Origin of the sequence: Acinetobacter sp. BIGb0196 (assembly GCF_011759595.1) — a bacterium.
In the GTDB taxonomy this organism is placed as follows: Bacteria; Pseudomonadota; Gammaproteobacteria; order Pseudomonadales; family Moraxellaceae; genus Acinetobacter; species Acinetobacter guillouiae.
The window spans coordinates 899,114-924,702 of the sequence record NZ_JAAOZA010000002.1; the positions used below are offsets into that span (position 1 = coordinate 899,114).

At 38.6% G+C, this 25,589-nt stretch carries 21 protein-coding genes and 1 tRNA gene; 9 read left to right on the plus strand and 13 right to left on the minus strand.

Annotated features, from left to right (window positions below; translation table 11 throughout):
* Positions 1–152: 152 nt before the first annotated feature.
* Both FHR28_RS16990 and FHR28_RS16995 read right to left on the minus strand, forming a co-directional pair.
* Complete coding sequence (locus FHR28_RS16990; RefSeq protein ID WP_166783125.1) at positions 153–1,031, minus strand: S66 peptidase family protein; 879 nt, start codon at positions 1,029–1,031, stop codon at positions 153–155.
* Positions 1,032–1,055: 24 nt separating this feature from the next.
* Positions 1,056–1,982 (minus strand): DMT family transporter, encoded by a 927-nt coding sequence (locus tag FHR28_RS16995; RefSeq protein ID WP_171287900.1) that lies wholly within the window; start codon positions 1,980–1,982, stop codon positions 1,056–1,058.
* 930 nt (positions 1,983–2,912) lie between these two features.
* Here FHR28_RS16995 and FHR28_RS17000 point away from each other — a divergent pair.
* The 4 genes from FHR28_RS17000 to FHR28_RS17015 all read left to right on the plus strand — a co-directional run bounded on the left by FHR28_RS17000 (position 2,913) and on the right by FHR28_RS17015 (position 6,665).
* Positions 2,913–4,040: a Re/Si-specific NAD(P)(+) transhydrogenase subunit alpha gene (locus FHR28_RS17000; RefSeq protein WP_166783126.1), complete on the plus strand. Its 1,128-nt coding sequence runs from the start codon at positions 2,913–2,915 to the stop codon at positions 4,038–4,040.
* Positions 4,041–4,051: 11 nt separating this feature from the next.
* Positions 4,052–4,372 (plus strand): proton-translocating transhydrogenase family protein, encoded by a 321-nt coding sequence (locus tag FHR28_RS17005; RefSeq protein WP_004723166.1) that lies wholly within the window; start codon positions 4,052–4,054, stop codon positions 4,370–4,372.
* Positions 4,373–4,375: 3 nt separating this feature from the next.
* Positions 4,376–5,830, plus strand: a complete 1,455-nt coding sequence (locus FHR28_RS17010; protein WP_004819021.1) for an NAD(P)(+) transhydrogenase (Re/Si-specific) subunit beta — start codon at positions 4,376–4,378, stop codon at positions 5,828–5,830.
* A gap of 127 nt (positions 5,831–5,957) precedes the next feature.
* Positions 5,958–6,665, plus strand: a complete 708-nt coding sequence (locus FHR28_RS17015; RefSeq protein ID WP_166783127.1) for an XAC2610-related protein — start codon at positions 5,958–5,960, stop codon at positions 6,663–6,665.
* A 181-nt stretch (positions 6,666–6,846) separates the two neighbouring features.
* Here FHR28_RS17015 and secF read toward each other — a convergent pair whose 3' ends face one another.
* From secF to queA, 11 genes are all read right to left on the minus strand, one after another.
* Positions 6,847–7,815, minus strand: a complete 969-nt coding sequence (secF, locus tag FHR28_RS17020; protein WP_004723159.1) for a protein translocase subunit SecF — start codon at positions 7,813–7,815, stop codon at positions 6,847–6,849.
* 10 nt (positions 7,816–7,825) lie between these two features.
* Complete coding sequence (secD, locus tag FHR28_RS17025; protein WP_004723158.1) at positions 7,826–9,727, minus strand: protein translocase subunit SecD; 1,902 nt, start codon at positions 9,725–9,727, stop codon at positions 7,826–7,828.
* A gap of 53 nt (positions 9,728–9,780) precedes the next feature.
* Complete coding sequence (gene yajC, locus FHR28_RS17030; protein WP_004723156.1) at positions 9,781–10,110, minus strand: preprotein translocase subunit YajC; 330 nt, start codon at positions 10,108–10,110, stop codon at positions 9,781–9,783.
* 134 nt (positions 10,111–10,244) lie between these two features.
* On the minus strand, positions 10,245–11,375 hold the full coding sequence (gene tgt / locus FHR28_RS17035; RefSeq protein WP_004723155.1) for a tRNA guanosine(34) transglycosylase Tgt: 1,131 nt from the start codon (positions 11,373–11,375) through the stop codon (positions 10,245–10,247).
* A 274-nt stretch (positions 11,376–11,649) separates the two neighbouring features.
* A complete protein-coding gene (locus FHR28_RS17040; RefSeq protein ID WP_056514982.1) occupies positions 11,650–12,066 on the minus strand; it encodes a hypothetical protein in 417 nt (138 codons plus the stop codon).
* 238 nt (positions 12,067–12,304) lie between these two features.
* Entirely contained in the window at positions 12,305–13,318 is a 1,014-nt protein-coding gene (locus FHR28_RS17045; RefSeq protein WP_166783128.1) for an AAA family ATPase, read from the minus strand.
* Positions 13,319–13,329: 11 nt separating this feature from the next.
* A complete protein-coding gene (pnuC, locus tag FHR28_RS17050) occupies positions 13,330–14,046 on the minus strand; it encodes a nicotinamide riboside transporter PnuC (RefSeq protein WP_004723150.1) in 717 nt (238 codons plus the stop codon).
* A 259-nt stretch (positions 14,047–14,305) separates the two neighbouring features.
* Entirely contained in the window at positions 14,306–14,875 is a 570-nt protein-coding gene (locus FHR28_RS17055) for a LemA family protein (protein WP_004723147.1), read from the minus strand.
* 19 nt (positions 14,876–14,894) lie between these two features.
* Positions 14,895–15,920, minus strand: a complete 1,026-nt coding sequence (locus FHR28_RS17060; protein ID WP_151957051.1) for a hypothetical protein — start codon at positions 15,918–15,920, stop codon at positions 14,895–14,897.
* Positions 15,921–16,008: 88 nt separating this feature from the next.
* Positions 16,009–17,031, minus strand: a complete 1,023-nt coding sequence (locus FHR28_RS17065) for a hypothetical protein (RefSeq protein ID WP_151957050.1) — start codon at positions 17,029–17,031, stop codon at positions 16,009–16,011.
* A 147-nt stretch (positions 17,032–17,178) separates the two neighbouring features.
* Complete coding sequence (gene queA, locus FHR28_RS17070) at positions 17,179–18,216, minus strand: tRNA preQ1(34) S-adenosylmethionine ribosyltransferase-isomerase QueA (protein ID WP_151957058.1); 1,038 nt, start codon at positions 18,214–18,216, stop codon at positions 17,179–17,181.
* Positions 18,217–18,400: 184 nt separating this feature from the next.
* Here queA and FHR28_RS17075 point away from each other — a divergent pair.
* From FHR28_RS17075 to FHR28_RS17095, 5 genes are all read left to right on the plus strand, one after another.
* Positions 18,401–18,487, plus strand: a tRNA-Leu gene (locus tag FHR28_RS17075).
* Between the two features lie 537 nt (positions 18,488–19,024).
* Complete coding sequence (locus FHR28_RS17080) at positions 19,025–20,005, plus strand: aspartyl/asparaginyl beta-hydroxylase domain-containing protein (RefSeq protein WP_151957049.1); 981 nt, start codon at positions 19,025–19,027, stop codon at positions 20,003–20,005.
* Between the two features lie 451 nt (positions 20,006–20,456).
* Positions 20,457–21,734, plus strand: coding sequence for a sensor histidine kinase (locus tag FHR28_RS17085; RefSeq protein ID WP_151957048.1), 1,278 nt, complete (start codon positions 20,457–20,459; stop codon positions 21,732–21,734).
* A gap of 137 nt (positions 21,735–21,871) precedes the next feature.
* Complete coding sequence (gene glnE / locus FHR28_RS17090) at positions 21,872–24,622, plus strand: bifunctional [glutamate--ammonia ligase]-adenylyl-L-tyrosine phosphorylase/[glutamate--ammonia-ligase] adenylyltransferase (RefSeq protein WP_151957047.1); 2,751 nt, start codon at positions 21,872–21,874, stop codon at positions 24,620–24,622.
* A 26-nt stretch (positions 24,623–24,648) separates the two neighbouring features.
* Positions 24,649–25,575: a branched-chain amino acid transaminase gene (locus FHR28_RS17095; protein WP_004723137.1), complete on the plus strand. Its 927-nt coding sequence runs from the start codon at positions 24,649–24,651 to the stop codon at positions 25,573–25,575.
* The last annotated feature ends 14 nt before the right edge of the window (positions 25,576–25,589 follow it).

Here is a 25,589-nt window from a genome sequence, read left to right on the forward strand (position 1 = left end):
AGTTTGTTTATCTTTGCTTTGATGCTCTTAGGAAATCCCAGTAAGCACTGACTAGGATTTCGTAGAGGCCTATCTTAAGCAAGGTATTGGCTATTTTTATATTCAATGAGCTGAAATAACCCTGTACTAAAATAAGCCAGTCATTAAATAACCTAGCCGTAAATAATCAGTTGTGAATCTACAATTTTGCCCGTTTTCCCTAACCAAAATGGACGGTTGACTTCACCATGACCAAACCAGTCACATTGGTAAAGTGGGATGTGCAGTGGATTGAGATGTTCTTTCACAATCTCAACAATACTTTGCGGGACATTTTTTTGTGGGCATTGATAAAAATCACCCAAAACCAAAGCCTTTAAGTTTGAGGTATCAATACTTTGTAGGAGCTGAGTCAATGAACGTTCAATTCGATAATAGGGTTCGCCTACATCTTCAATCAGTAAAACACTCGGCTGATTCAGTTTTAAGGCAGACGGTGTGCCTTGTAAAGTACACAGTACAGTAAGATTTCCGCCTAAGATTTTAACATCTTCAATGTGCTGATCTTGAGCAAAACCATTTGCACTGGATAAGGGATAATGACCGTGTTGGTTTATATCCGCGGATAACAGGCTGATGGTTTTTAAAGCATCATACGACAGAGGACTATTGTCTAAATTTTTAACGGCAATTTCCTGAAATACAGGCGCATGTAAAGATTGCCCATGATGCATCGCAATATAGTTTAATAACACGGTGGTATCTGAATAGCCAATAATGGGTTTATTCAAAATCCACTCATCTAAAAATGGCAATAACATTGCAGCGCCAGTACCACCACGACCACACCAAATTGCATCAATGTTTGGATCTAAGCATGCTTGTTTTAAATCTTGAATACGTTGTTCAACTGTACCTGCCAAATAGCGATGTTGTGAAAATACATGTTCACCCAAACTGACTGTATGACCTAACTGTTCCAAATGCGACTGTGCCAACTGGATATTTTCAACATCTACACAGGCACTCGGCGATACAATTTTAAAATGCATATTCCTTCCAAGTTTCTGCACAATTTAGTGTGCAAGTTTCTTTTTAGACAAAGTAATCATCATGACACCGATGATATTCAGTAAACAACCAAACCATTGTATCGCATTCATATGCTCACCGAGCAAAGCCACAGCCAAAATAATGGTTAGGATCGGGCCAATCGAACCAATCATAGCTGCTTGTGCAGCACCTAAACGAGAAATACTTTGCGCGACCAAAATCGTCGGTAAAACCGTCACCAATAAGCCTAAGGCGATACCATACCAAATGACTTGTATCGGAAGTTGAGTAAGCAGTTGAATTGGCTGGGGTGTTGCAATGATAAAATGGGTTAGCGTACCAAAACATGCAATGCTTAATGCCAAACCAGTGTAATTCCATGAACCAAATTTTTGAATTAAACGTGGGGTCATGAGTAAGTACGTCGCAAAACAAACCGCACTGGCAAAGACTAAACTCACGCCTAGCCAGAAATTTCCTTCATGCGGTACTGTGCTTTGCTCTTGTAGCATCACAATCACTGTACCACCATAGCTTAATGCAATCGCTAGTATGGTTCTAAAGTTGAGTTTTTGCTTATAAATAAAGCTTGTGGCAATGACTGTCAGTGTTGGATAGAGAAATAAAATAATACGTTCCAACGATGCACTGATATACATCAGACCAGCGAAGTCGAGCCAACTTGAAAGGTAATAGCCCATCAAACCTGCAGCAACCAATAAGGCCCAATCTTTTCCTGTCATATTTTTATTATGATGGCGATTGAACCAACACAGTAAAAGGAAAAAAGGCAGGGCACTTGCCATTCTCAATGCCATAAGCACGGTGCTGTCGACTAATGGCGATAATGCGTAAGCCTGTTTAATAAAAATAGCTTTGGTACTAAATAAGAAAGCCGCACCAAGTGCGAAAATCGAACCGAGTTGGGTATTGGATAAAGAAAGTTTCATGAATTTGACTGCATTGACGATGTCGCTATACGACATGTAAATTTGAACAAGCAGTATAAATGTTGTTTTCAATCAGTGGAAATACAAAAAAAGAATGAATTGGCGCAATAAAAGGAATATAAAACACACTTGCTTACTTCTTTTTGTGTGGATTTAAGTAGCATTTAAATAGATTGAAATAAAAATTGTATAAAAATCAACCTTGAAATCCTTGTTTATAAACTGCTCAAATTCAATATGCTATTTTTTGCACAAAAAAGGTGCAACATCGTAATGGTTGGTTCAAGCTGTTCGAGTATTATTAACTGACAAAATGGCAAATAAAAAAAAACTAAAATTTTTTGTAATTGCTTTAGACTCAGTTCTAGGGTAATTCTAATGGTTATTCCAAGTACTTTTTTTTATTAATGAAATTAAAAAATGTAATAAAAACCGACTTACATTTTTGACGGAAAAAATGATAGAAAAGGCCAATATAAGCTGATAAAAAAACCATGTAATTTGTCAGAAAGGTCAATAGGGATGTTAGTTTTTGTGCTAAATCTATTGTTTTATGGAGTATTTAAACAGCAAGCTGGAATGCTTAAAAGTGAATCATACTGCTGTAAATGCCAATCAGTAGGGTAGGGTAAGCAGCTTAAAATATCCAAATAAGCTTAAAAAAACATCATTTTTAAAAATTGGAGACAGGATATGTCAAAAAAACTGAGCAGGATAATACGAGAAAAATACAATAAATTGAATATAGGGTATGTCGCACAATTATATTTATGAATCATCAGTTCAAAATATGGGTATTTATTAAATAAATATTGGGTGGTATTTTAAAAAAGTTCAATTAGAATCCAAAAATTCATAACAACGCATCTGGGGGAAACATCGGGTTATTTACGATGTTTACTTGAAGAAAAATTAGCTTGAGGAACGCTCATGCAGATTGGAATCCCAAAAGAATCTGTCGTCGGTGAAAACCGCGTAGCCGCTACGCCAGAGACAGTAAAAAAGTTGATTAGTGCTGGTCATAGTATTGTCATTGAACGAGGCGCTGGTAAAAAAGCGGCTTATATTGACAGTGCTTATGAACAAGTCGGCGCTAAAATTACAGATGATGCCTATACAGGTAGTCAAATTATTTTGAAAGTCCGTGCACCACAAGGTGAGGAAATTCAAAAGCTTGCCGCAGGAACAGCTGTGGTAGCTATGTTTGACCCATACCGTAATACTGAACTTGACCAATTTGCGTCACAACAAGTGTCTGCATTTGCGTTAGAGCTTTTGCCACGAACACTGTCTCGTGCGCAAAATATGGATGTGTTGTCTTCTCAAGCCAACCTAGCAGGTTATAAGTCGGTGTTATTGGCCGCTGCGGAATATCAACGTATGTTCCCAATGCTGATGACCGCTGCAGGTACTGTGAAACCCGCTCGTATCGTGATTATGGGTGTGGGTGTCGCAGGTCTTCAAGCCATTGCAACTGCAAAACGCTTAGGCGCAGTTGTTGAAGCAACAGATTTACGTCCAACTGCACGTGACCAAGTCGAATCGCTTGGTGGTAAGTGGTTAGATGTACCGATGTCTGATGAAGAAAAACAAAAAGCTGCCGATGCCGCTAAAAATGGTTATGGCTGGATGCCAGGTGAGCAATATATTCAAGACCAAGCCATCATCGTAGATAAAGCCGTGTCAAATGCAGACATCGTGATTACTACTGCGTTGTTGCCAGGTCGTGATGCGCCTCGCTTAATCAAAGCTGAAACTGTTGGCAAAATGAAACCAGGTTCAATCATCCTAGATATGGCAGTTGAATCAGGCGGCAACGTTGAAGGTTCTAAAAATGGTGAAAATGTTGTCACTGACAATGGCGTGACGATTTTAGGTATTCCAAATATTCCTTCTACAGTATCGACAGAAGCTTCGGCACTGTATGCACGTAATGTTTTCAATTTCGTAGAAACTTTGTTTGATCAAGAGAAAAACTTTGCCATCAATCAACAAGACGAAATTCAAAAAGCACTTCTAGTAACTCATGGCGGTCAAGTACTGCTGAAGCGTGGTTAAGGAGAGTCATCATGGTTGAAACTATTACTATTTTCGTCTTAGCCATCTTTGTTGGTTACTACGTGGTTTGGGGTGTAACACCTGCATTGCATACGCCGTTAATGGCAGTAACCAATGCATTGTCCTCAATTATCGTTGTAGGTGCGATGATACAAACTGTTGGAATTCCTGGTGTTGTAGACGCAAGTGTACAATTCCAGTCCGTGAATGTTGTTAGTGTACTTGGTGCAATTGCAGTGTTCTTGGCAAGTATTAACATTTTTGGTGGCTTCGCAGTGACTGCACGTATGCTTGAAATGTTTAAGCCAAAACAAAAGAAAAAAGAGGGCTAATCTATGGAAATCATTCGAGAATATGCAGATTGGTTCTACCTTGTCGGTGCTGTCCTTTTTATCTTAACGTTACGTGGTCTTTCAGGTCCTAAAACTGCGATTGCTGGTAACCGTTACGGTATGATTGCCATGGCGATTGCGGTAATCACCACATTCTTTGTTGCAGATCATCCTGTTGTATGGATGATTGGTGGTGCAATGGTGTTGGGTGCAATTGTCGGTATTGCGCGTGCACGTACAGTTCCAATGACACAAATGCCAGAAACAGTAGCATTGATGCACTCACTTGTAGGTTTGGCTGCGGTATTAATTGCAATTGCTGCAATTTTACATAATAACCAACTTACAGCTTTGTTTGCGCAAAACGAATCTGCTTTAACCGCTGCTGGTGTACAGCATGCGCATATGAGTAAAGTTCATTTATTTGAATTATTCGTCGGTTGTTTCGTTGGTGCGATTACCTTTACTGCATCTGTATTTGCTTATGGTAAGTTAGCTGCAAAGAAATGGGCAAAAACCATTTCAGGTGCTTGGGTTAAACCCGTTCAAGCGATCATTTTCCTGGCTATGCTGGCGTGTGGTGTGTACTTCTTTACCACAGGCAATATGCAAGCATTCTGGGCAATGACTGCACTGGCATTGGCATTTGGTTGGGTTTGGATTGCACCAGTCGGTGGCGGTGATATGCCAGTGGTGGTTTCACTACTGAACTCCTTCTCAGGTTGGGCTGCGGCAGGTATTGGTTTCACACTTGAAAACAACATGCTGATTGTTGCTGGTTCGCTGGTGGGTTCATCAGGTGCGATTCTGTCTTACATCATGTGTAAAGCAATGAACCGTTCAATCATCAATGTATTGTTTGGTGGTGCGATGGGTGGTACGGCTGTAGCATCAGTTGATAAAGGTGAGCAAGTTCAACGTAATTACCGTTCTGGTTCTGCGGATGATGCGGGCTTCTTGATGTCAAATGCTGACAGTGTTGTGATTGTACCAGGTTATGGTATGGCGCAAGGTCGTGCACAAAATGCAGTGAAAGAATTGTGTGAAATCTTGAAAGAGCAAGGTGTAACGGTTCGTTTTGCAATCCATCCAGTTGCGGGTCGTATGCCTGGTCATATGAATGTATTGTTGGCTGAAGCTGATGTTGCATATGAAGACATCTTGGAAATGGACGAGATCAACTCTGATTTCCCTGCGACTGATGTTGTACTGGTGATTGGTGCAAATGACGTTGTTAACCCTGCGGCTAAAGATGATCCAACTTCACCAATTTATGGTATGCCGATTCTTGAAGCACATAAAGCACGTACCATTATGGTGATCAAGCGCTCTATGGCAACAGGTTATGCAGGTTTAGACAATGACTTATTCTACAATGACAAAACCATGATGATCTTTGGTGATGCTAAGAAAGTTGTTGAAGAGATGACAAAAGCAATCAATGGTGGTGGGCACTAAGCCATTATCGGATTAAATCCACCCCAACCCTCCTTTGATAAAGGAGGGAGCCTTACCGCCTTCGGGCGGTTTTTTTATTTAAGCAATTTTAATGCTATGATTTTGATAAAAACTGACTGAATAAAAAATGATGAATCAACCATTTAAAATAATCTGTAACAGCTTAGGCATCTATCTGGCATTTTCCTTGTCTATAACGCATGCACAAATTTTTCAAATTCAAGATGGCTCGAAACACTATGATGCCGTAATTGATATTGCATGTGAAAAAGATGAATGTGGAGCTAAGGCCGAAGTAAAGCTATTTAAAAAGGGCAGTAAAGCGGTATTTCAAGCATTTCACTCTGATGACCTGACTATGTATTTGGATGAAAAGTTTAAACCGAGTGTTAATGTTATACAGCTTTATGACGAACAAAGCCCTTTGATTTTTGATGATTTTAACTTCGATGGAACAGAAGACCTCGCGATTAGAAATGGTAACTATGGTTCTTATGGCGGTCCTGTGTATGACATTTATGTGTTTAATCAAAGCAAGAATAAATTTGTTTTGAGTCAGGAACTGTCTGCACTCACTCAAGAAAATTTAGGCATGTTCGAGCTAGACAAAAAGCGCAAACGCATCATCGCCTTTAATAAAAGTGGCTGTTGCTACCATATTCGTTCTGAGTATCAAGTTGTACCTAGAAAAGGTTTATTGCTGGTTCGAGAGTTTATTGAGGATGCTACTTCACCAAGAGGTGATCAAGTTGAAGTCACAGATCGCAATCTGGTCAATGGAAAATGGAAGGAAAAGACCAAGTATTATCCAACTGCAAAATATTATGCTCAGTAGTCACAATTTACCTCGTATATCTATTCTGTATTGACATCGCTATATGATGTAAATCAACAGATGCTGAATAGTGGGGCAGAGTAAGGTCTTATGAATAGAACAACTTCTTTGCGTTGTGATGTTAAATTTTAAGCATAAAAAAGCCCATCCAAAGATGAGCTTTTTCAATTAAAACTGAAACTTAGTGAGGAATATGCTCTTCATCTTCGAATTCAGGTTTAACTTGTACGATAAAGTCTTGACGGTTAAGACCACGCCACAATGCAAATGCAGTACCGATATAGATTGAAGAATATGTACCCACAAATACACCAATAAACATAGCAACTGAGAACCAGTGTAAGCCATCACCACCCAAGAACATCATTGCAAGTACAACCAGCAATAATGTCATCGAGGTATGAATGGTACGTTTTAAGGTTTCAGTTAAGGCAATATTCACAATTTCTAATGGTGTCGCGCCACGAATCTTACGGAAGTTTTCACGAATACGATCCGATACAACAATGTTATCGTTTAACGAGAAGCCGATTAAGGCAAGAATAGCCGCTAAAACAGTAAGGTCAAATGGCCATTGCATCATTGCAAAAATACCAATCGTTACGATCACATCGTGCAGTAATGAAAGCACTGCACCAACTGCAAGTTTAAACTCGAAGCGAATGGTCACGTAGATCAGCATAAGCAGCATTGCAAGCGCTACAGCACCTGCAGAGCGTAAATATAGCTCATTACCGACTTGACCACCGACAGAGTCAACTTTGTGAACAACAGCAGTGTTATTCGGCAGTTGAACCGCTTTGGTGATGGTATTGCTTAAGTCTTCAACTTTAAGGTCTTGCGCAGGCATACGTACAATTAAGTCTTTGTTTGAACCTAAGGTTTGTACAACTGCATCTTTAAAGCCAGCTTTATCCAAATTAGAAATCACGTCTGCTGGTTTTGCCGCATATTGATAGTTCAATTCTGCAGAAACACCACCAGTAAAATCTAAACCAAGATTTAAGCCTTTGGTTGCAATAAAGAAGATACTTGCAATGGTCAAAAGGATTGAGATGATTGCCGCTGGTTTGGCAATCTTCATGAAATTAATTACATGCTCATCATCAGGGCGACCATATTTCTTTTTCGGTTGAGTCACATCAGTCATCTTCGATCTCCTATATGCTCAACTTATTCAAGTTACGTTTTCTGCCATACACCAATTGAACAATTGCACGTGTTACTGTAATTGCAGTAAACATTGAGCAAATAATACCAATCATCAGCGTTACAGCGAAGCCTTTGATCGGACCTGTACCAATAGCAAACAGAATAAATGCAACCAAGAATGTGGTTAAGTTTGAGTCGAGAATGGTGTTATATGCTCGATCATAACCGGCAATAATGGCCTGTTTGGGCGAGGCCCCCCAGCGCATTTCTTCTCGTATTCGCTCACAGATCAGTACGTTGGCATCGACCGCCATACCAATGGTGATTACGATACCGGCAATACCTGGCAAGGTCAGTGAAGCCCCGATCCAAGACATGATGGTGAGAAGCATTGCCAAGTTAATCACCAATGCTACATCAGCAATTAAACCAAATAGACGGAAGAACACGATCATCCAGATTGCAACAAGCAGGAAACCAACTTGAGTTGATAATACGCCTTTGTCGATGTTCTCTTGCCCCAAACTTGGACCAACAACACGTTCTTCTACAAAGTACATTGGTGCAGCTAAAGCACCTGCACGTAGCATCAATGCAAGTTCAGCCGCTTCTTGAGGAGAATCTAAACCGGTAATACGGAAAGATGAACCTAAAACAGCTTGAATATTTGCAGCATTGATCACCACAGATTCAGTATATGGGGTACGAACTTCTGTCATCGCACCTGTAACTGGATCAGCAACAGAGGTGATTTTTTGTTTATTTTCAATAAACAAAACCGCCATACGTTTGCCAACAGCAGTACGGGTTGCGTCTGACATCAACTTACCACCAGCAGTATCTAAAGTAATATTTACTTCAGCGCCACCACTATCTTGGCTAAAACCACTTGATGCATTTTGTACACGTTCACCCGTAAGGATACGGCTGCGATTTAATAATAGTTCACGACCACTGTCCAAAGATTCGTAAGCAAAAACTTCAGTACCTGGCGGTAAAGGTTGACCATTATATTTACCTGTGAAACGGTCAATATATTGATCATTTAAATCAGACACTAAACGGAATTCAAGGTTTGCAGTTCGCCCCAAGACACGTTTAGCTTCGGCAGTATCTTGTACACCAGGCAATTCAACCACAATACGGTTGCTACCTTGGCTTTGTACCAATGCTTCAGCCACACCTAACTCATTAATACGGTTACGTAAAGTCGTTAAGTTTTGGTTAAGTGCATAAGATTGAATATCTTGCTTGGTCGCATCGTTATAAGTCAACTTAAGCGTAGAACCTGTATCCGTTGCTAAAGCTTGTTGATTGAACTTATTCCCATCACGACGTAAAAAGTCCATTACCGCTGCACGGTCATCATTATTTGCAAACTGAATCGTAATGGTATTGTTGTTCAATGAAAGACTATTAAATTTAATCTTATTGTCACGGAACTCACGACGTAAGTCTGTTGCTGAGGTTTCCATACGTTGTGCAATAGCTTTGTCCATATCTACTTCAAGTAAGAAATGAACACCACCACGTAAGTCCAAACCAAGCTTCATTGGCTTAGCGCCAATTTTTTGCAACCACTCAGGTGTGGTTGGTGCAAGGTTTAATGCAACGGTATAGTTCTCACCCAAACCTTTGCTGAGGACATCTTTTGCTTTTAACTGTGCTTCAGACGTATTTAAACGCAGAAGGGCAGCATTGTTGGTGAAGGTATTATCATGACTGCTAATATTTTCACTTTTTAAAATTTGCTCTGCTTTTTGTATGACAGACTGATCAATTGTGGTACCAGCCTTGGCACCAGAAATTTGAACAGCAGGTTCGTCAGGATACAAACTCGGCAGCGCATATAATGTACTGATCACTAGTACCACTAGAATCAATATATATTTCCATGCAGGGTAACGCATTCGCTTTCTTCTTAAAATGAAAAAGTCGTGCTAAGTGCACGACCGTTTTATGATTAAAGGTTATTTAATGTGCCTTCAGGGAGTACTGAAATAACACTTGCACGTTGAACTTTGACTTCATTTCCTTTGCTTAATTCAACCACTGCAAAGTCGCCATCAATTTTTAGGATACGACCCATTAAGCCGCCTGCAAAGACAATTTCACTGCCAACACCTAAGCTTTCGATTAAAGTACGGTGTTCTTTTGCACGTTTTGCTTGAGGACGCCAGATGAGAAAATAAAAGATTGCAACAAATACTACAATCATCAATATGTTTGCCATCATGCCTGGGCCTTGTGCAGGCGCTGCTGCAGCGTGAGCAGAAGAAATAAATAAGCTCATTCTAATTTCCTAATGTTAAAAATTATCTGCCATTTTCATGGCTTTTAAATTGACTTGTTCAGCAATTTACCTTGTCTTGGGTTTCAGCGCAAATACTGTTGAATTAATCTTCAATTCAACTTTATATTGGGGCATTAGTCAGCAGGACAAGGAGGAACTTCTAAACCGCGACGTTGATAGAAATCAGTCACGTATTCATCAAAAGTTCCCTGATCTAAAGCATCACGAATATCTTGGGTAAAACGTTGGTAATAACGTAAATTGTGGATCGTGCCCAACATTGAACCGAGCATTTCACCACATTTTTCTAAATGGAATAAATAAGCACGGGTGAAGTTGGTACAGGTGTAACAGTCGCAATGTGGATCCAGTGGGCTTTGATCATGACGATATTGGCTGTTACGAATTCGAACTAGACCATCGGTAACAAAATAATGACCATTACGTGCATTTCGGGTTGGCATGACACAGTCGAACATATCGACACCACGACGAATTGCTTCAACGATATCTTCTGGTTTACCCACACCCATCAAATAACGTGGTTTATCTTCTGGCATTTTTGCAGGCAGATAATCCAAAACTTTGATCATTTCTTCTTTGGGTTCACCCACAGATAAACCACCAATCGCAAAGCCATCAAAATCAATTTCTTTAAGACCGTTTAAAGACTCTTCACGAAGGTCTTCATACATACCGCCTTGAATGATTCCAAACAATGCGTTTCTATTTTTTAAAACATCGTGATGTTGTGTTTTACAACGCTTCGCCCAACGTAATGACAGTTGAAGCGATTTTTGTGCTTCTTCATGGGTTGCTGGGTATGGCGTACATTCATCAAAAATCATCACAATATCTGAGTTCAATGTATGTTGAATATCCATTGAAATTTCAGGAGATAAAAAGACTTTTGAACCATCGATAGGTGAGCGGAAAGTAACCCCTTCTTCTTTGATTTTACGCATAGCACCTAGACTGAATACCTGGAAGCCGCCTGAATCAGTAAGAATCGGTTTGCCCCATTTCATAAACTCATGCAAACCGCCGTGTTCACGGATAACATCTAGTCCAGGACGTAAGTAAAGGTGGAAGGTATTGCCTAAAATAATTTGTGCTTTGATATCTTCGATATCGCGTGGCAACATGCCTTTAACTGTGCCATAAGTTCCCACAGGCATGAACACAGGCGTTTCAATCACACCATGTTCTAAAGTTAAACGACCACGACGAGCACGCCCCGACTGACCTAATTTTTCAAACTTCATAAATAACCTAAATCTGGCGAAAAAACAGTTCGCTGATTGATAATTGCAAAAGGGGGCTATTTTCCCTGATTTTATGGTCGAATACCAGTCATGTTGTTTTTCATAATGTTAAATTTAAAATTATTGATTTAGCGGCTTGAATATCAATAGATTGATGTGAGAATCATTTTTTATCGTTGAATAATTATTGTTTGAATATCAAGGTATTATTTTTATGTAGCTCAAAAGCGAATAGTGGTTCGCTTTTGAGCTTAGATTTGGACAAGATAAAAAATTAGTCTTTTGCCTTACGACCGATAATGATCAAGGCGATAACTCCCAGAATCATGATGAATATTCCATAATGATTCCAAAAATTACGCTGCATTTTATTTTCTTGGTATTCAGGATTTTTACTTAAGGTTGAAATGACATCATCAGGTAATTCATAAAAAGTATCTGGTTCTGCATCGGTCATGCCGACTAAGGTGCAGTCCCATGTTTTGACATCTGCCCATAAGATTCCAAAGTGACTACATTTATACCCTGCATTTAAACTTTTAAGATCTTCATATTGACTTAACACTTCTTGTGGAAATGGGCCAACTTTAAACATTTCATCGCCTGTATTAAAAACTAACAGGCCTTTCGCTTGAGCAGGGGCTTGCCAGAGAAAACACAGACATAACATCATGAATAATTTTTTTAACATTTGATTTACTCCAATCTTTAGATTGTCTTTTTATTAAGTTGATCATTTTTAGTTGATCGTTTTGTTCTAAAAATAGTCATTTTTTAGCGGTTTGAAAATATCAGAAAATGATCGAAATGTCATTTTTTATGTTGAAAATAAACAGGATTATGGCTGAATTTTTATTCAAATTTCCACATGGTGATTTAGGCGATATGTTTCGAGTCAAATATACTCAATCGCCATAATCGATTCCTGATCATGGCTTTAAAGCTGATCCAAAAAAATTATTGAATTTATCAAACTGATTTAATACTTGTTCAACCTTGGCAATCCGTTGTTCTAAACTTCCTGTTAAAGCGATGTATGGAATCCGACGTTGTTTGAGATCCGCAATAATTTGCTGATGAAAAATAGCTCTTTTTTGGGGGCCGCTACGATCCCAAGTGTCGTCATAAGCAATATCATCTTCACACAAGAAAAATAAGTCATAGCGCTGTGCATTTTCGAGTGCAAGTTGTTTGAGGTGCTCAGGTAGTCGTCCATGATAATCCATACAAAACATCGCTGTGGTTATCGCGTTGGTATCTACAAATAAATAACGGTTTGCATCTAAAGTGACCTGATCTTCATAGGCGATATGACGATCTGCAATAATATTGAAATCTTCAAAACCGATACGACGATCAACTTGGTGAGTTTCCCAATATTCACGCCCATATTCTGGGGCAAAAGTTGTTGCATACTTTTTCGCAAGCGCTTCAACCAGAGTCGACTTGCCTGTAGACATTGCACCGACAAAGACGACTTTGCTAATCAAATCTGCATAGACACAGTTGGGGATAAATTTCCGATTTTGAAAGGCATTTGCTCGAATCATTGTAGCGGAGATCGGCACCTGTAGACGTGATTCATCCACTCTACGGTCAATTGCATTGAGCGCTGTGCTGACATGCTCACCATAAAATTCACTACTATAAAAATGCGAAATTTTCACGCCATTGAGCTTTTGAATGATGTAATTTTCTTGTTCTATTTCAAACGCCCGATCATTGGAATATCCCTTAGGCCCATCCCATGCTTCAATTACATGAATTTGAGGAAATAAATCTCGGATCCATTGGGCGCGAATGTTTAAAGGGATGCTTGTAATTGAACTTTGATAGATCAAAACATACAGCTCATCCACTTCTTGTAATGCTGTTTCAAATACATGCATATGACCTGCATGTAAGGGTGCATATTTACCGAGTGTCAGTCCGATTTTTTTCATAGTTTTTAAATTCAATAGGATGGGTTTGAGTGGTTTTGTGCAAGTTTGTTCCAGTTATAGTAGCCATAGATGGCATTGATCAGAAAGGCTGACCACATCAATAACATCATTGCACCATCACCACTACCATCAAGGGTTCGGATCGCCCACATTAAAATACTGAAGATATTTAAAGTAATATAAAACCACCATTGCTCTTTAAAACGCAGCAGCATTAAAATCGTTGCTGTGATTGCAAGGATATTGGTGGTTGCATCTATATAAGGCGTATTTTGAGTGGGAATTTGGGCAAGCAGATAACCGAGTATCGCAATACAACCTATATTGCTCAGGATGATCAAAATCAAATAAGCCTGCCGAAGGGTATAGGCCTGTTGTAATTGTTTTTCTTTGGTATGTTTCTGCCAAAGTAGCATGCCGATCAAAGCGGTTGGGACAAAGAATAAGAGATTCAGTCCCATTTCGCCATAAAGCCCGTTGTTATAGCAAATCCATGCATAAGCGCAGCTATTAAACAAACCAAAACTATAGTTAAGAATATTGCCTTTTGCTGCTAATACTACACAGAGAATTCCGCTGAGTAATACCACGAAATTAAACCATGTATCCTGTTGAACTAAGGTAATGATACAGCCGATGAAAATAAAACTAAAAAGCCAAATAATCTCAAATACATTCCAGTTTTTGAAAAGAAGGTGAAAGAGGGAGGGGGAAAAGAGTTTCAACATAGGGTTGGTAATTCTAAGTAATGCTGTTGGTGTTATTTGCTGGTAATTTATACCCGATTTAAATCCTACAGGCGATTTGAAATTTTAGTTTAATCGCATGCAAGGACTGGATTGTTGACCATTGTTTTTTACCAAGCTTGTTGATAAATCCATTGTCATTATTTGTTTTTTACGTATTTATTCAAGTGATGTTTGATTAAAGAACCTTCCCAATATTTCTTTGGGAAGGATGGGTTTTTCCAACAATATAGAGTAAAGCTTAGTTAAAATTAGGCTTGTAATCAAAATTCTGAGTGACCACATTGTCTGAAAATGGACGAATTGTTTTCTTTGCCAAAGTAATGGTATTGATCATATTGTTTGGAAAAATTTCGATGGTGTTATTAAATTCTTCAACATTACGGTTAAATATGGTGATTGCTGCACCGACATTTTCATTTTGTTCTTGAATATCATCCATCATTTTTGCATACAAAGTATCCGCTTTGAGTTCAGGATAATTTTCAACCACCACATTTAAACTTTTCATTAAATCTTGATTGAGTTTTTCAACATGTTGTAATTGAGAAACATCGGTATTGTTTAGATTTAGATTTAAAATTTGCTGACGTAACTCGGTCACTTTTTCCAAAGTTGATTTTTCAAACTGTGTATATTGCGCCAAAGTTTGCTCTAAAGTTTCCAGTGTTTTTACTTTCTGGCGTTCAAAATTGGCAACTTCAGCCCATGCTCGTTGTGTCGCATTGAAATAACGCACAATGTTATTTCTGACCAGAATACCCCAAACGATCAGAACAATAAAAATCCCAATAAATATGATTAAACCCATTTTGATTATTCCTTTTGATTTATGAAATCAAGTTTAGCATGCACTGTTTAAATTTTTCATATTCAGGCATGGTTAATGTTCTTAAATGTCCACGAAGTGCTGAAATATCCTGAAGCTTTTGTTTTTTACGACGAATGCGAAAGAGATCTTGATTTCCCATATAGCACAGCATATTTTCTTCAAAATGATAAACAATATCACCTGAATAGTGTTGAAAAAAATCACTTAATTTTAAGGTGATACTTGGACTAATGGTACGGGCAAGTTGATGTTGATCATAGCCAAAAATATATAAATTTTGACTGACCAGAATATCCGCAGTCTTCCATATTTGGGTATAGGGCGGAATAAATTCATGATGTTTATTACTGGCGGCAAAGCCGAGGGCGGGTAATTGAAAAATAAAAGCGCCCCATTGGTTTTTATGAGTTTCCTTAATTTTCTGTTTTTCACCCTGAGTATTGGGCAGTGAAAACTCATCGATATAATGATACTGAAATAACATCACATGATGTTCTTGTTCACCATCAAACCATTTGGTGGATGCAAATTGTTCAATCTCATTCAACACATTGCCTTGCGAAAACAATGGAAAACTTTGTTTTAACTTGCTTATGACCAAAAAGGTATTGCTTGTTGTGGAGATATGACTTGGGGTTTTATTAAAATCTAACTCGTAGCGGAGAAACATCATACGCTGTTCTAAAAAATTGATCACTTCATCAATTGGATCGCTTTGCTCATAAATTAAATAAGCAGCAAAACAGCATAACAAGGCTGCTAATAGACTCAGTGGGTAGGGAATATAGTGATGAATCAGCCAACCAAAAATTGCAGTCAGTACCCCAATCATAAACAGCAGTCTGGGGATGAGGTTATGAAAAAATAATTCTCTACATTCTCCCCACGGATGTAAGCCATCTAAAATATCTTGTGCAGATTGAGCCTGTTGTCCAATTTCCCAAAGCCGAGCGATATTGCGCATCACATGTTTATTTTTTCTTGTGCGTAGGTGAAGTAATCGCTCAACGGTTTCTATAGGCATAGCAAATAATCATGATTGAAGGATATTAAAGTTCGAATTCCAGATTGATAAGTATGCGATAAATTATTGTATCGACAAAGTAAATTGTTTATTTTTCAACTTTATTTGTCCCATAATGAGGCTGGACTTCTTGTAAAATCGTGATCAGTGAATCTTTAAGCTGTTCATAATCAGGCATGTTCATACTTTCAAGTTGTGCAGCCAAATCATAGACAGTTTGAACTTTATCAACTTGCATTTGCGCTTTGATAATATCTGTTTTAAACAGCCAGCACAAAGAAGGGCGCTGGGCTTGAACATAAAAATCACCTTTAAAATAAGCCATGGCTTGATCAAGCATTAATACATGATTTGGTGTGAAAAATTTGGCAAGTTGCATTTCATTTGTACCACTTAATTGGTACTGATTGTCGAAACGAATATCCCCACTCGACCATTTTACCCCAAGACGGCAGGCTCGATTTTGTTTAGATGAAATACTGATACCTTGAGCAGGGAAGTTTTCTAGGATGATCCCCCATAAATCATAATGGCGATATTCGGTCTTTTTCTTGCCTTCTGAATCACGAGTTTCGACTTCATCCACATAATGATAATTAAACAGCATATATGGATAGTTGATACCGTTGACCTGCCAAGCGCCATAAATGCAATGACCAATGGTATTTTCATGATCCCCTAAACTAAATAACGGGAAATTATAGGGAGACTCAATATTTTCATCGAAGGCATTGGGATAGAAGCGGATTTGATATTTTGCTTCTAGGTTCTTTTGATGAGTATCTTCAACCAGTTGATTGAGGGCTTTTGTTGAAGTGCGTTTATAGAAAGCAAAAGCCACACTCGCACCCGCAACCAGTAAGAGTATCGGGTGGGTAAAAATAGCCAGTACAAATAAGCCAATTGCAATCGCGATAAAAAGCCAAAACGTATAATTTTGAATAGACAGACTCGGATCATCTTGCCAATTCTTTAAGCTTGCAATGATCTGTTCAAAATCTTGATTTGAAGAGAGTAACTGATTGATCGCATGGATATTGTGCTGAGTCTTGCCATTGTTGGCGTGTTGTTGACTAAAGGCATTTTGAATTTTTGTCAGTAAATCATTCATCTTTATTCATTATTGTGACAAGTGCTTAGATGCCTGATTGTAACGAAAAAATGATTTTGAATGCAAAGTGTCGTGTTTAAACCACACTTTGCATATTGGTAGTCTGACTAAGCAATAACTTTTAAAGAGATTACGCTTCGTTAGACCTTAGCCATTTGCGTTTTCAATCAACATTGCATCACCATAACTAAAGAAACGATATTTGCTTGCAACAGCATGTTGATATGCGTTCATAATATTGTCACGGTTGGATAATGCGGACACCAACATTAACAAGGTAGATTCTGGTAAATGAAAGTTGGTGATCAAGCGATCAACCACACAGAACTGATACCCTGGATAGATAAAGATTTGTGTATCGCCTGTCCATGCGGCAATTTTTCCACCAGACGCTTGCGCTGCACTTTCTAAGGCACGTGTTGCTGTCGTTCCGACGGCAATTACTTTATTGCCACGTGCTTTGGTTTCTTGAATCAATTTTGCGGTTGTTTCAGGCACATCACACCATTCACTGTGCATGATGTGATTTTCGATCTGATCTGTGCGTACTGGTAAAAATGTTCCAGCACCCACATGCAAGGTTACAAACGCTTTATTTACGCCTTTTTGCTCTAATTTTTCTAATAGGGCTTGGTCAAAGTGCAAACTTGCTGTCGGTGCTGCTACGCTTGCTAATTTGGTTGGATCGTTAAACACGGTTTGATAGCGTTCTGTGTCAATGGCTTCTGCTTCACGGTTAAAGTAAGGCGGAATAGGCAATTGTCCGTATAAATCTAAAACTTGCAAAATAGGCTGAGAAAATTCCACCACAAATAAGTTTTCATGACGCCCTGTTACCGTCACTTTAACTTCATCTTTGCCAATAAATAACTCAGCACCTGCTTTAGGCGAATTACTGGCCTTGATATGACAATGTGCAATGGTCTGATCAAAAATACGTTCAACCAAAACTTCAATAGCACCACCAGAGGCGCGTTTACCTTTTAAACGTGCTTTCATCACTTTGGTATCATTGAGTACCAATAAATCACCTTCATTGAATAAATCAAAAACATCGGTGAAGTGAAGATCTTGGTATGAACCATCTGCATTGAGATATAAAAGGCGAGAAGCGCTACGTGTTTCAAGTGGGTAGCGCGCAATGAGTTCGTCGGGAAGTTCGAAATTAAAATCGGAGAGTTGCATCATGAGGAAGAAAAACTGACATTTGGGATTTAAAAACTGCCGCTAGTATAGTCGTTTTTCAAATTAATGGCTGAAATTGATGTTTTATAATCCAAAAAAACCAGATATGCCTTAAAATTAAACAAATGTGAAAACTTGTCGTTGACAAGAAAATGAAACGCGCTATTATACGCACACAACCTCTCCCGAGGTGGTGAAATTGGTAGACGCGGTGGACTCAAAATCCACTGTCAGCGATGACGTGTCGGTTCGAGTCCGACCCTCGGGACCATATATTATGGAAAGCCTTCAAGCATATTTAGACTTGAGGGCTTTTTTTATTGTCTGAAATTAGTGCTATCAAAAACTAAGAAACCCAATAACAACGCGAATGCTTTAAAAAAGAAAAAACTGATTTTGATCAGTATGACGCAATTAATAGATTGGCATTTAAATGATGGTTTCGATGCTTAATTAAAATTACGTAATTTCTAGTGTTCCTTCGATCCCTCTTTAATGACGCATTTTTATAATAAATATCAGTATGCGATAAATAGCACCTGATCACTTAACAACGACAGTTAATATTTTTAATTTCAATCATTTAAAACTTAACCAAAGGTGTACATATTTCTAGCCTATAGGAAAATTAATTAGTTATAGTTAAAAGTATTTTAAATAATTTGAAAATATTTTATTTTTCCCGCTATTTTGAAAAATAATTAAATGATCTCAGTGCGGCTTATCTAGTAAAGAAGATTAGTTTTATTTAAGGAAAATCAAGGACACACCATGAGGATACAGAAATCATAATCGGAGTAAAATTATAATGAATCTAAGTATTATGATCATCATTGGTTTAATCGTGTATTCGATAGCAGCCATGACTTATGTATACCGTTGGCGAGGAAAAGCACGTTATGAGTCACTCTCACAATATTTAAGAAAAAGTTGGCCTATATTTGCACCATTTAATTGTGTTCTGTATATGACGACACGCAGCTTTGCAAAAAAGCCAATATTAGATGCTGACTTTTTAGAAAATATTGAAGTACTTAGAGCCAATTGGACAACGATTAGAGATGAGGCAATAGCATTAGAGTCATCGGGTGTGTTTGAAGTGATCAAGACACCTGGAGCAGACGGTTATTATGATGTTGGTTTTCGCACTTTTTACAAACGTGGTTGGAGTAAATTTTACTTAAAATGGTACGGAACAACGCATGTTTCCGCGCAAAGGTTATGTCCCAAGACTTTGACATTACTTAATCAAGTCCCTGCTATTCGAGGTGCCATGTTTTCACTGTTACCAGCAGGTTCTGAACTGAGTTTACACGCTGATCCTATTGGTAGTAGTTTTAGGTATCATCTCGGTTTGCTGACACCTAACTCTGAAAATTGCCAAATTAATATTGATGGGCAAACCCGTACTTGGTTTGATGGTAAAGATTTTGTCTTTGATGAAACCTATCCACATTTTGCATATAACACAGCTAATTCAGCGCGTTTAATTCTGATGTGTGATGTTGATCGTCCAATGAACCTATTTGGACGAATTTTTAACAGTGCTTATCGTATCCTTGTTAAAGGTACCGTTGTTCCAAACACGCCTGAAGATAAAAGAGGGCTGTATAGTGCGATTTTTAAATTTTTTGCGCCATTTAGACAGTATTCAATACAATTTCGTGAAAAGCATTTCAAGACGTATAAAATACTCAAATTCATTTTAAATTTAACTCTGCTATCTCTGATTTTTATGATCTTGTATGGTGTGGTTTATTTATTTGAAATACTCTTTTTAATGAATTAAAAATAACGTATTTCCTGACTCATTCAAGGTATATCCTTGCTCTGGTTGATGCCGAATTTTACTATTTTGTCTTTTTACAGCGACTTCTGCATCCCTAAACTTGGCTATAGATGCCAATAGGTTGATATCTGATTTATTAATTTGATCACCATGTTTTAAACCATTGGCTTTTATAAAATACCTAGTTTTTTTATTCAAATCATAAAAATATATAAGGCTCTAACTGATTGCTCATATTGAAAAAAATGTGAAATTTATCGAAATTTTCACCCCATTGTTTTTATTTGATTGTATTGCTGTTATATTGTTTTATGTGAACATTTGTAAGTGCTCTTCCAAAGCTGTGTTTTGCAATCTGTCTTAAGTTTTGATGTGTTTGGAAGCAATTGATATTTAAAAGTGGGCGATTTAAATAGCTAATGTGTTAACTGAAAGTGCAAATGAGGTAAACATGAAATTAGAATTCTTAGAAGCTCATCAAACCGAACAGCTCAGTGCTTGTCGACTATCGCTGATTTTAGGGGTCTATACCTCAAATAATAAAATTGAACGCTATTTACGTGTAGCGCGTGCCGTTCTCAATGTGGAAAATGCTTTTTTTACTTTTCATAACGAGCCTTATATTTGGGTTGCAAATGAAGGCGGTGATTTCAAAGCTGCGTCAGTTCCGCATAAATTGAGTTTATCGCCGTATTTTGGCAATCAGCTCATCGTTTCAGAAGCCCATAAAAATTATGAAAAATTCTCGCAATACATGGCTGAAATTGGAATCAAACACCAACGCTTATTGTGCTATGACTTTAAGTTAGAAGATGATGATTCTATTGCACATGTTTATTTTTATGATGATAAAGATACAAGATTTACAAGCAAACAGCAGGCTTTATTAGAAGAGCTTAGCTCAGGTTTGGTGACGATTTTAGCGCGTAAATCTGAATCTCAAGATTATTATGAGTTATATGAACAAGAACGCGCTTTAAATTTTAGTAAGACCAAGTTTTTCCAAGTCATTGCACATGATTTACGTGCGCCGTTTCATGGGTTAATTGGCTTTTCGGATGTTTTAGCAAACGAGCGAGAAACATTAACTGATGATGGTATACAGGATATTGCAGATTATCTGCATGATACCTTGCAATCAACTTATTCCCTACTTGAAAACTTGCTCAATTGGGCGATGGCAGAAGGTGGGCGCTTTGTTTATCATCCGATTAATTTTAAATTAAAACAGACCACAAAGATCGTTTACGATGTGCTTAAGCCTTTGGCAGTAAATAAAAATATACAACTGATTGAAAATGTTGCTGAGGATTTAAGCGTTTTTGCAGATATGAATATGGTGACCTCGGTGATTCAAAACCTGGTTTCTAATGCCTTAAAATTTACCCGTACTGATGGTTCTGGAAAAGTTTCCATTGTTGCGCACCCAGTAGGGAAAAATATAGAAATTATTATTCATGATACTGGTTTAGGAATGACGCAGTCGCAAATTGAGCAACTGTTTGAACCACAGATCAAAGCCAGTATAAAAGGTACCATTGGAGAACGAGGAACAGGATTAGGACTGGTTCTATGTAAACGGTTTGTGGATCTCAATCATGGGAAAATTTCTGTAAGCTCTAAAACAGGAGAGGGAACGACTTTTATTGTTGCGTTACCCGCTGCAAAAAACACCCATCAAACTTTGGTTTGTCCTGAAATCAAGCAAGATAAAATAAAAATTTCATAATTCTATATCTGAACAATTTAGATTGATTGTAAGTGGTGGTTTTTTGAGCTTTGTTTTTAAGAAAAGTACAAAAACCTCCCTAAATGTAAAGCAAACTGCTATAAATAAGTTGATAAAACATAAGTACAGGTTTTTCAATGAACATTGAGCAATTGCAAAAAACATTACATGCAAGTCAGTATGCAGAACAAGTATTAAGTCTACATCAAGCCACTTTAGAACATGATTATGCAATTGATCAATTTCAACAATCGCTCAGTACTGCACAAATTCAACAACTCGTTTACGATCATTTAGTCAATATTCAAGATGAAAATACGTGGATGAAAGTCTTACGTATTCTTCGTGCACGCTTAATGTTTCGCTGGATTTGGCAAGATGCCAACCAACTGACCAATGTGGTGAAGTTAACACAAGAACTGTCTGATTTTGCAGATGCCTGTATCGTTGCAGCAAAAGATTTTGCCCGAATTCCTTTGCTGGCAAAACATGGCGAACCGATGGGGTATAACGGTAAGATTCAAGATTTGATCGTCATTGGGATGGGCAAGCTTGGCGCACAAGAGCTGAACTTATCTAGTGATATTGACCTGATTTTTGCCTTTGATGAACAAGGTGAAAGCAATGGGCGTAAGTGTATTGATGTACAGCAATTTTGCATTTTGTGGGGGCAAAAACTGATCTATTTATTGGATCATATTACCGCAGATGGTTTTGTATTTCGTGTGGATATGCGTTTACGTCCTTGGGGGGATGGTTCAGCTTTGGCAATAAGTCATGTGGCTTTAGAAAAATATTTAAGCCAGCATGGGCGCGAGTGGGAACGTTATGCATGGATTAAGGCGCGTATTATCACAGGTGGGCAAGACGGTGATAGTTTATTAGACATGACCCGCCCCTTCGTTTTTCGTAAATATGTAGATTACACCGCTTTTGAAGCCATGCGTGAAATGAAAGCCATGATTGAACGAGAGGTGGCTCGGCGTAATATTGCAGACGATATTAAGCTGGGCGCTGGTGGTATTCGTGAAGTTGAATTTATTGTGCAGGTTTTTCAGCTGATTTATGGCGGAGCAAAATTAGAATTACAAGACCGCCAATGCCTTGTTAGCCTAAAACATTTGGGTGAGGCAGGCTTACTCGATCATCAATCCGTTGAGGATCTTGAAGATGCTTATTTATTCTTACGACGCGTAGAGCATGCTATTCAAGCCTTGAATGACCAGCAAACACAATCTTTACCAACCGAGCCTGAACTTCGTCAGCGAATAATTGATACCTTGGGTTTTGATGATTGGGATGCTTTTATTGATTTTCTCAACCAAAAGCGCAGTAAAGTGACTTTTCAATTTGAGCATTTGATTAAAGAAAAAGGGCTAGATTCTCCGATTGAAAGTTTTAGTCAGCTGGAAAGCCAACTCAATGAGATCTTAGACAGTAATGCACAAAATCTGATTCATGAGTTTTGGTATGGTCATGCAATCAAGAAACTGCCTGCTAAAGCTGTACAGCGTTTAAAAGAATTTTGGCCGCATTTGGTTGAGGCAGTTTTACAGTCGAATAGCCCGCAAGTGGCTTTAATGCGATTGATGCCGCTGGTCGAATCTGTAATGCGCCGTACTGTGTATTTGGTGATGCTGATTGAAAGCAAAGGGGCGCTGCAACGTTTGGTCAAAATGGCGACAGTCAGTCCATGGATTTGTGAGGAATTGACACATTATCCAGTTCTGCTGGATGAGTTTTTATCCATGGATTTTGAACTGCCTCGACGAGATTATTTGGAAGACTCACTACGCCAACAATTACTGCGTATTGAAATCGATCAAGTTGAAGATCAAATGCGAGTATTGCGCTTATTTAAAAAATCTAATGTGCTGACCGTTGCCGCAAGCGATGTACTAGCAGAAAGCCCGTTGATGAAAGTTTCGGATGCTTTAACGGATATTGCAGAAGTTTCTGTGATCGCGACATTAAATTTGGCTTATCAGACGGTTGCCAAGCGTCATGGTTATCCTGTCGACGCAGAAGGCTTACGCTGTTCATTAGACCACATGGCCTATGCTGTGATTGGTTATGGCAAAGTAGGCGGCATTGAACTGGGCTATGGTTCAGATCTTGATCTGGTTTTTATTCATTATATGGATGAGCAAGCAGATACCGATGGTCAAAAGGCCATAAGCGGTTTTGAATTTGCCATGCGTGTTGCGCAAAAATTTATGTCTCTGATGACCACACAAACTTTAGATGGCCGAGTCTATGAAATTGATACCCGTTTGCGCCCATCTGGTGAAGCAGGCTTATTGGTCACCAGTTTAAAAGCATTTGAACAGTACCAACTCAAAAGTGCCTGGTTGTGGGAGCATCAAGCAATTGTTCGCGCACGCTCAATCGCAGGTGAGCAAAGCCTAAGAGCAAAATTTGAAGAATTGCGTTGCAGGGTTCTCACATTACCGAGAGAAGAAGAGACGGTTCGCAAAGAAGTCTTGAACATGCGTCAGAAGATGAAAGATCATTTGGGTTCCTCAAAAGATCAGAAAAAAGATGGAATTTTTCATCTAAAACAGGATGCAGGTGGTATCGTTGACATCGAATTTATGGCACAGTATGTCGTATTAGCCTGGAGTGGGACGAATCCTGATCTCGCCCATTATTCCGACAACGTACGAATCCTTGAAGATGCCGCAAAGGCAGGTTGCTTATCCAGCGACGATGTATCCGCATTGATTCAAGCTTATCTCAGTGAACGCGCCGAGAGCCACCGTTTGGCACTTGCAAATCATAATATGCAAGTGAGTGCTGCGGATTGGCACGATACCCGAGAGGTCGTTTGCAAGTTATGGCAAAGATTAATTGATCCAACAGCGAGTTTCGCTTTGGAAAGTGAATAATTGTGTAAAAATTTGGAGTGTGCGCCATGAATTTGGCTGATCGTGATGGTTTTATTTGGCAAGATGGACAAATGGTTGATTGGCGTGAAGCTAAAATTCACGTCTTAACTCATACATTACATTATAGTATGGGTGTTTTTGAGGGTGTCCGTGCTTATGAAACACCTAACGGTACTGCGATTTTCCGTCTCCAAGACCATACAAAACGTTTGTTAAATTCTGCAAAAATTTATCAAATGAAAGTTCCATTTGATCAAGCAACTCTTGAACAAGCTCAAATTGATGTTGTCCGTGAAAATAAATTGGCGTCATGCTATTTACGCCCAATTATTTTCATTGGTTCGGAAAAATTAGGTATCGCTGCAACTGATAATACCATTCATGCGACAGTTGCTGCATGGAGCTGGGGTGCTTACCTTGGCGATGAAGCAATGGCAAAAGGTATTCGTGTTAAAACTTCATCATTTACGCACCATCACCCTAACGTGACTATGTGTAAAGCCAAGGCTTCAGGTAACTATACCTTGTCTATTCTTGCACACCAAGAAGTGGCGCATTCTGGTTATGATGAAGCAATGCTTATGGACCCTCAAGGTTATGTATGCCAAGGTTCAGGTGAAAATGTATTCTTAGTCAAAGATGGTGTACTACATACACCAGATATTGCTGGCGGTGCATTGGATGGGATTACGCGTCAAACAATTATCACCATTGCAAAAGATATGGGTATTGAAGTTGTTGAACGTCGTATTACCCGTGATGAATTCTATATTGGTGATGAAGCATTCTTTACCGGGACTGCTGCTGAAGTGACGCCGATCCGTGAATATGATGATCGTGAAATAGGTTCAGGTGCTCGTGGTCCGATTACTGAGAAGATTCAAAAAGCATTCTTTGATGCTGTTCAAGGTAAAGATCCAAAATATGCACATTGGCTGACTTATGTAAAATAAGTGGCTGAATGCTA

Bases quoted from the DNA above. Each gene is read 5' to 3' on its own strand.
- FHR28_RS16990 (WP_166783125.1), bottom strand. From the start codon at position 1,031: ATGCATTTTAAAATTGTATCGCCGAGTGCCTGTGTAGATGTTGAAAAT.
- FHR28_RS16995 (WP_171287900.1), bottom strand. From the start codon at position 1,982: ATGAAACTTTCTTTATCCAATACCCAACTCGGTTCGATTTTCGCACTT.
- FHR28_RS17000 (WP_166783126.1), top strand. From the start codon at position 2,913: ATGCAGATTGGAATCCCAAAAGAATCTGTCGTCGGTGAAAACCGCGTA.
- FHR28_RS17005 (WP_004723166.1), top strand. From the start codon at position 4,052: ATGGTTGAAACTATTACTATTTTCGTCTTAGCCATCTTTGTTGGTTAC.
- FHR28_RS17010 (WP_004819021.1), top strand. From the start codon at position 4,376: ATGGAAATCATTCGAGAATATGCAGATTGGTTCTACCTTGTCGGTGCT.
- FHR28_RS17015 (WP_166783127.1), top strand. From the start codon at position 5,958: ATGATGAATCAACCATTTAAAATAATCTGTAACAGCTTAGGCATCTAT.
- secF (WP_004723159.1), bottom strand. From the start codon at position 7,815: ATGACTGATGTGACTCAACCGAAAAAGAAATATGGTCGCCCTGATGAT.
- secD (WP_004723158.1), bottom strand. From the start codon at position 9,727: ATGCGTTACCCTGCATGGAAATATATATTGATTCTAGTGGTACTAGTG.
- yajC (WP_004723156.1), bottom strand. From the start codon at position 10,110: ATGAGCTTATTTATTTCTTCTGCTCACGCTGCAGCAGCGCCTGCACAA.
- tgt (WP_004723155.1), bottom strand. From the start codon at position 11,375: ATGAAGTTTGAAAAATTAGGTCAGTCGGGGCGTGCTCGTCGTGGTCGT.
- FHR28_RS17040 (WP_056514982.1), bottom strand. From the start codon at position 12,066: ATGTTAAAAAAATTATTCATGATGTTATGTCTGTGTTTTCTCTGGCAA.
- FHR28_RS17045 (WP_166783128.1), bottom strand. From the start codon at position 13,318: ATGAAAAAAATCGGACTGACACTCGGTAAATATGCACCCTTACATGCA.
- pnuC (WP_004723150.1), bottom strand. From the start codon at position 14,046: ATGTTGAAACTCTTTTCCCCCTCCCTCTTTCACCTTCTTTTCAAAAAC.
- FHR28_RS17055 (WP_004723147.1), bottom strand. From the start codon at position 14,875: ATGGGTTTAATCATATTTATTGGGATTTTTATTGTTCTGATCGTTTGG.
- FHR28_RS17060 (WP_151957051.1), bottom strand. From the start codon at position 15,920: ATGCCTATAGAAACCGTTGAGCGATTACTTCACCTACGCACAAGAAAA.
- FHR28_RS17065 (WP_151957050.1), bottom strand. From the start codon at position 17,031: ATGAATGATTTACTGACAAAAATTCAAAATGCCTTTAGTCAACAACAC.
- queA (WP_151957058.1), bottom strand. From the start codon at position 18,216: ATGCAACTCTCCGATTTTAATTTCGAACTTCCCGACGAACTCATTGCG.
- FHR28_RS17080 (WP_151957049.1), top strand. From the start codon at position 19,025: ATGAATCTAAGTATTATGATCATCATTGGTTTAATCGTGTATTCGATA.
- FHR28_RS17085 (WP_151957048.1), top strand. From the start codon at position 20,457: ATGAAATTAGAATTCTTAGAAGCTCATCAAACCGAACAGCTCAGTGCT.
- glnE (WP_151957047.1), top strand. From the start codon at position 21,872: ATGAACATTGAGCAATTGCAAAAAACATTACATGCAAGTCAGTATGCA.
- FHR28_RS17095 (WP_004723137.1), top strand. From the start codon at position 24,649: ATGAATTTGGCTGATCGTGATGGTTTTATTTGGCAAGATGGACAAATG.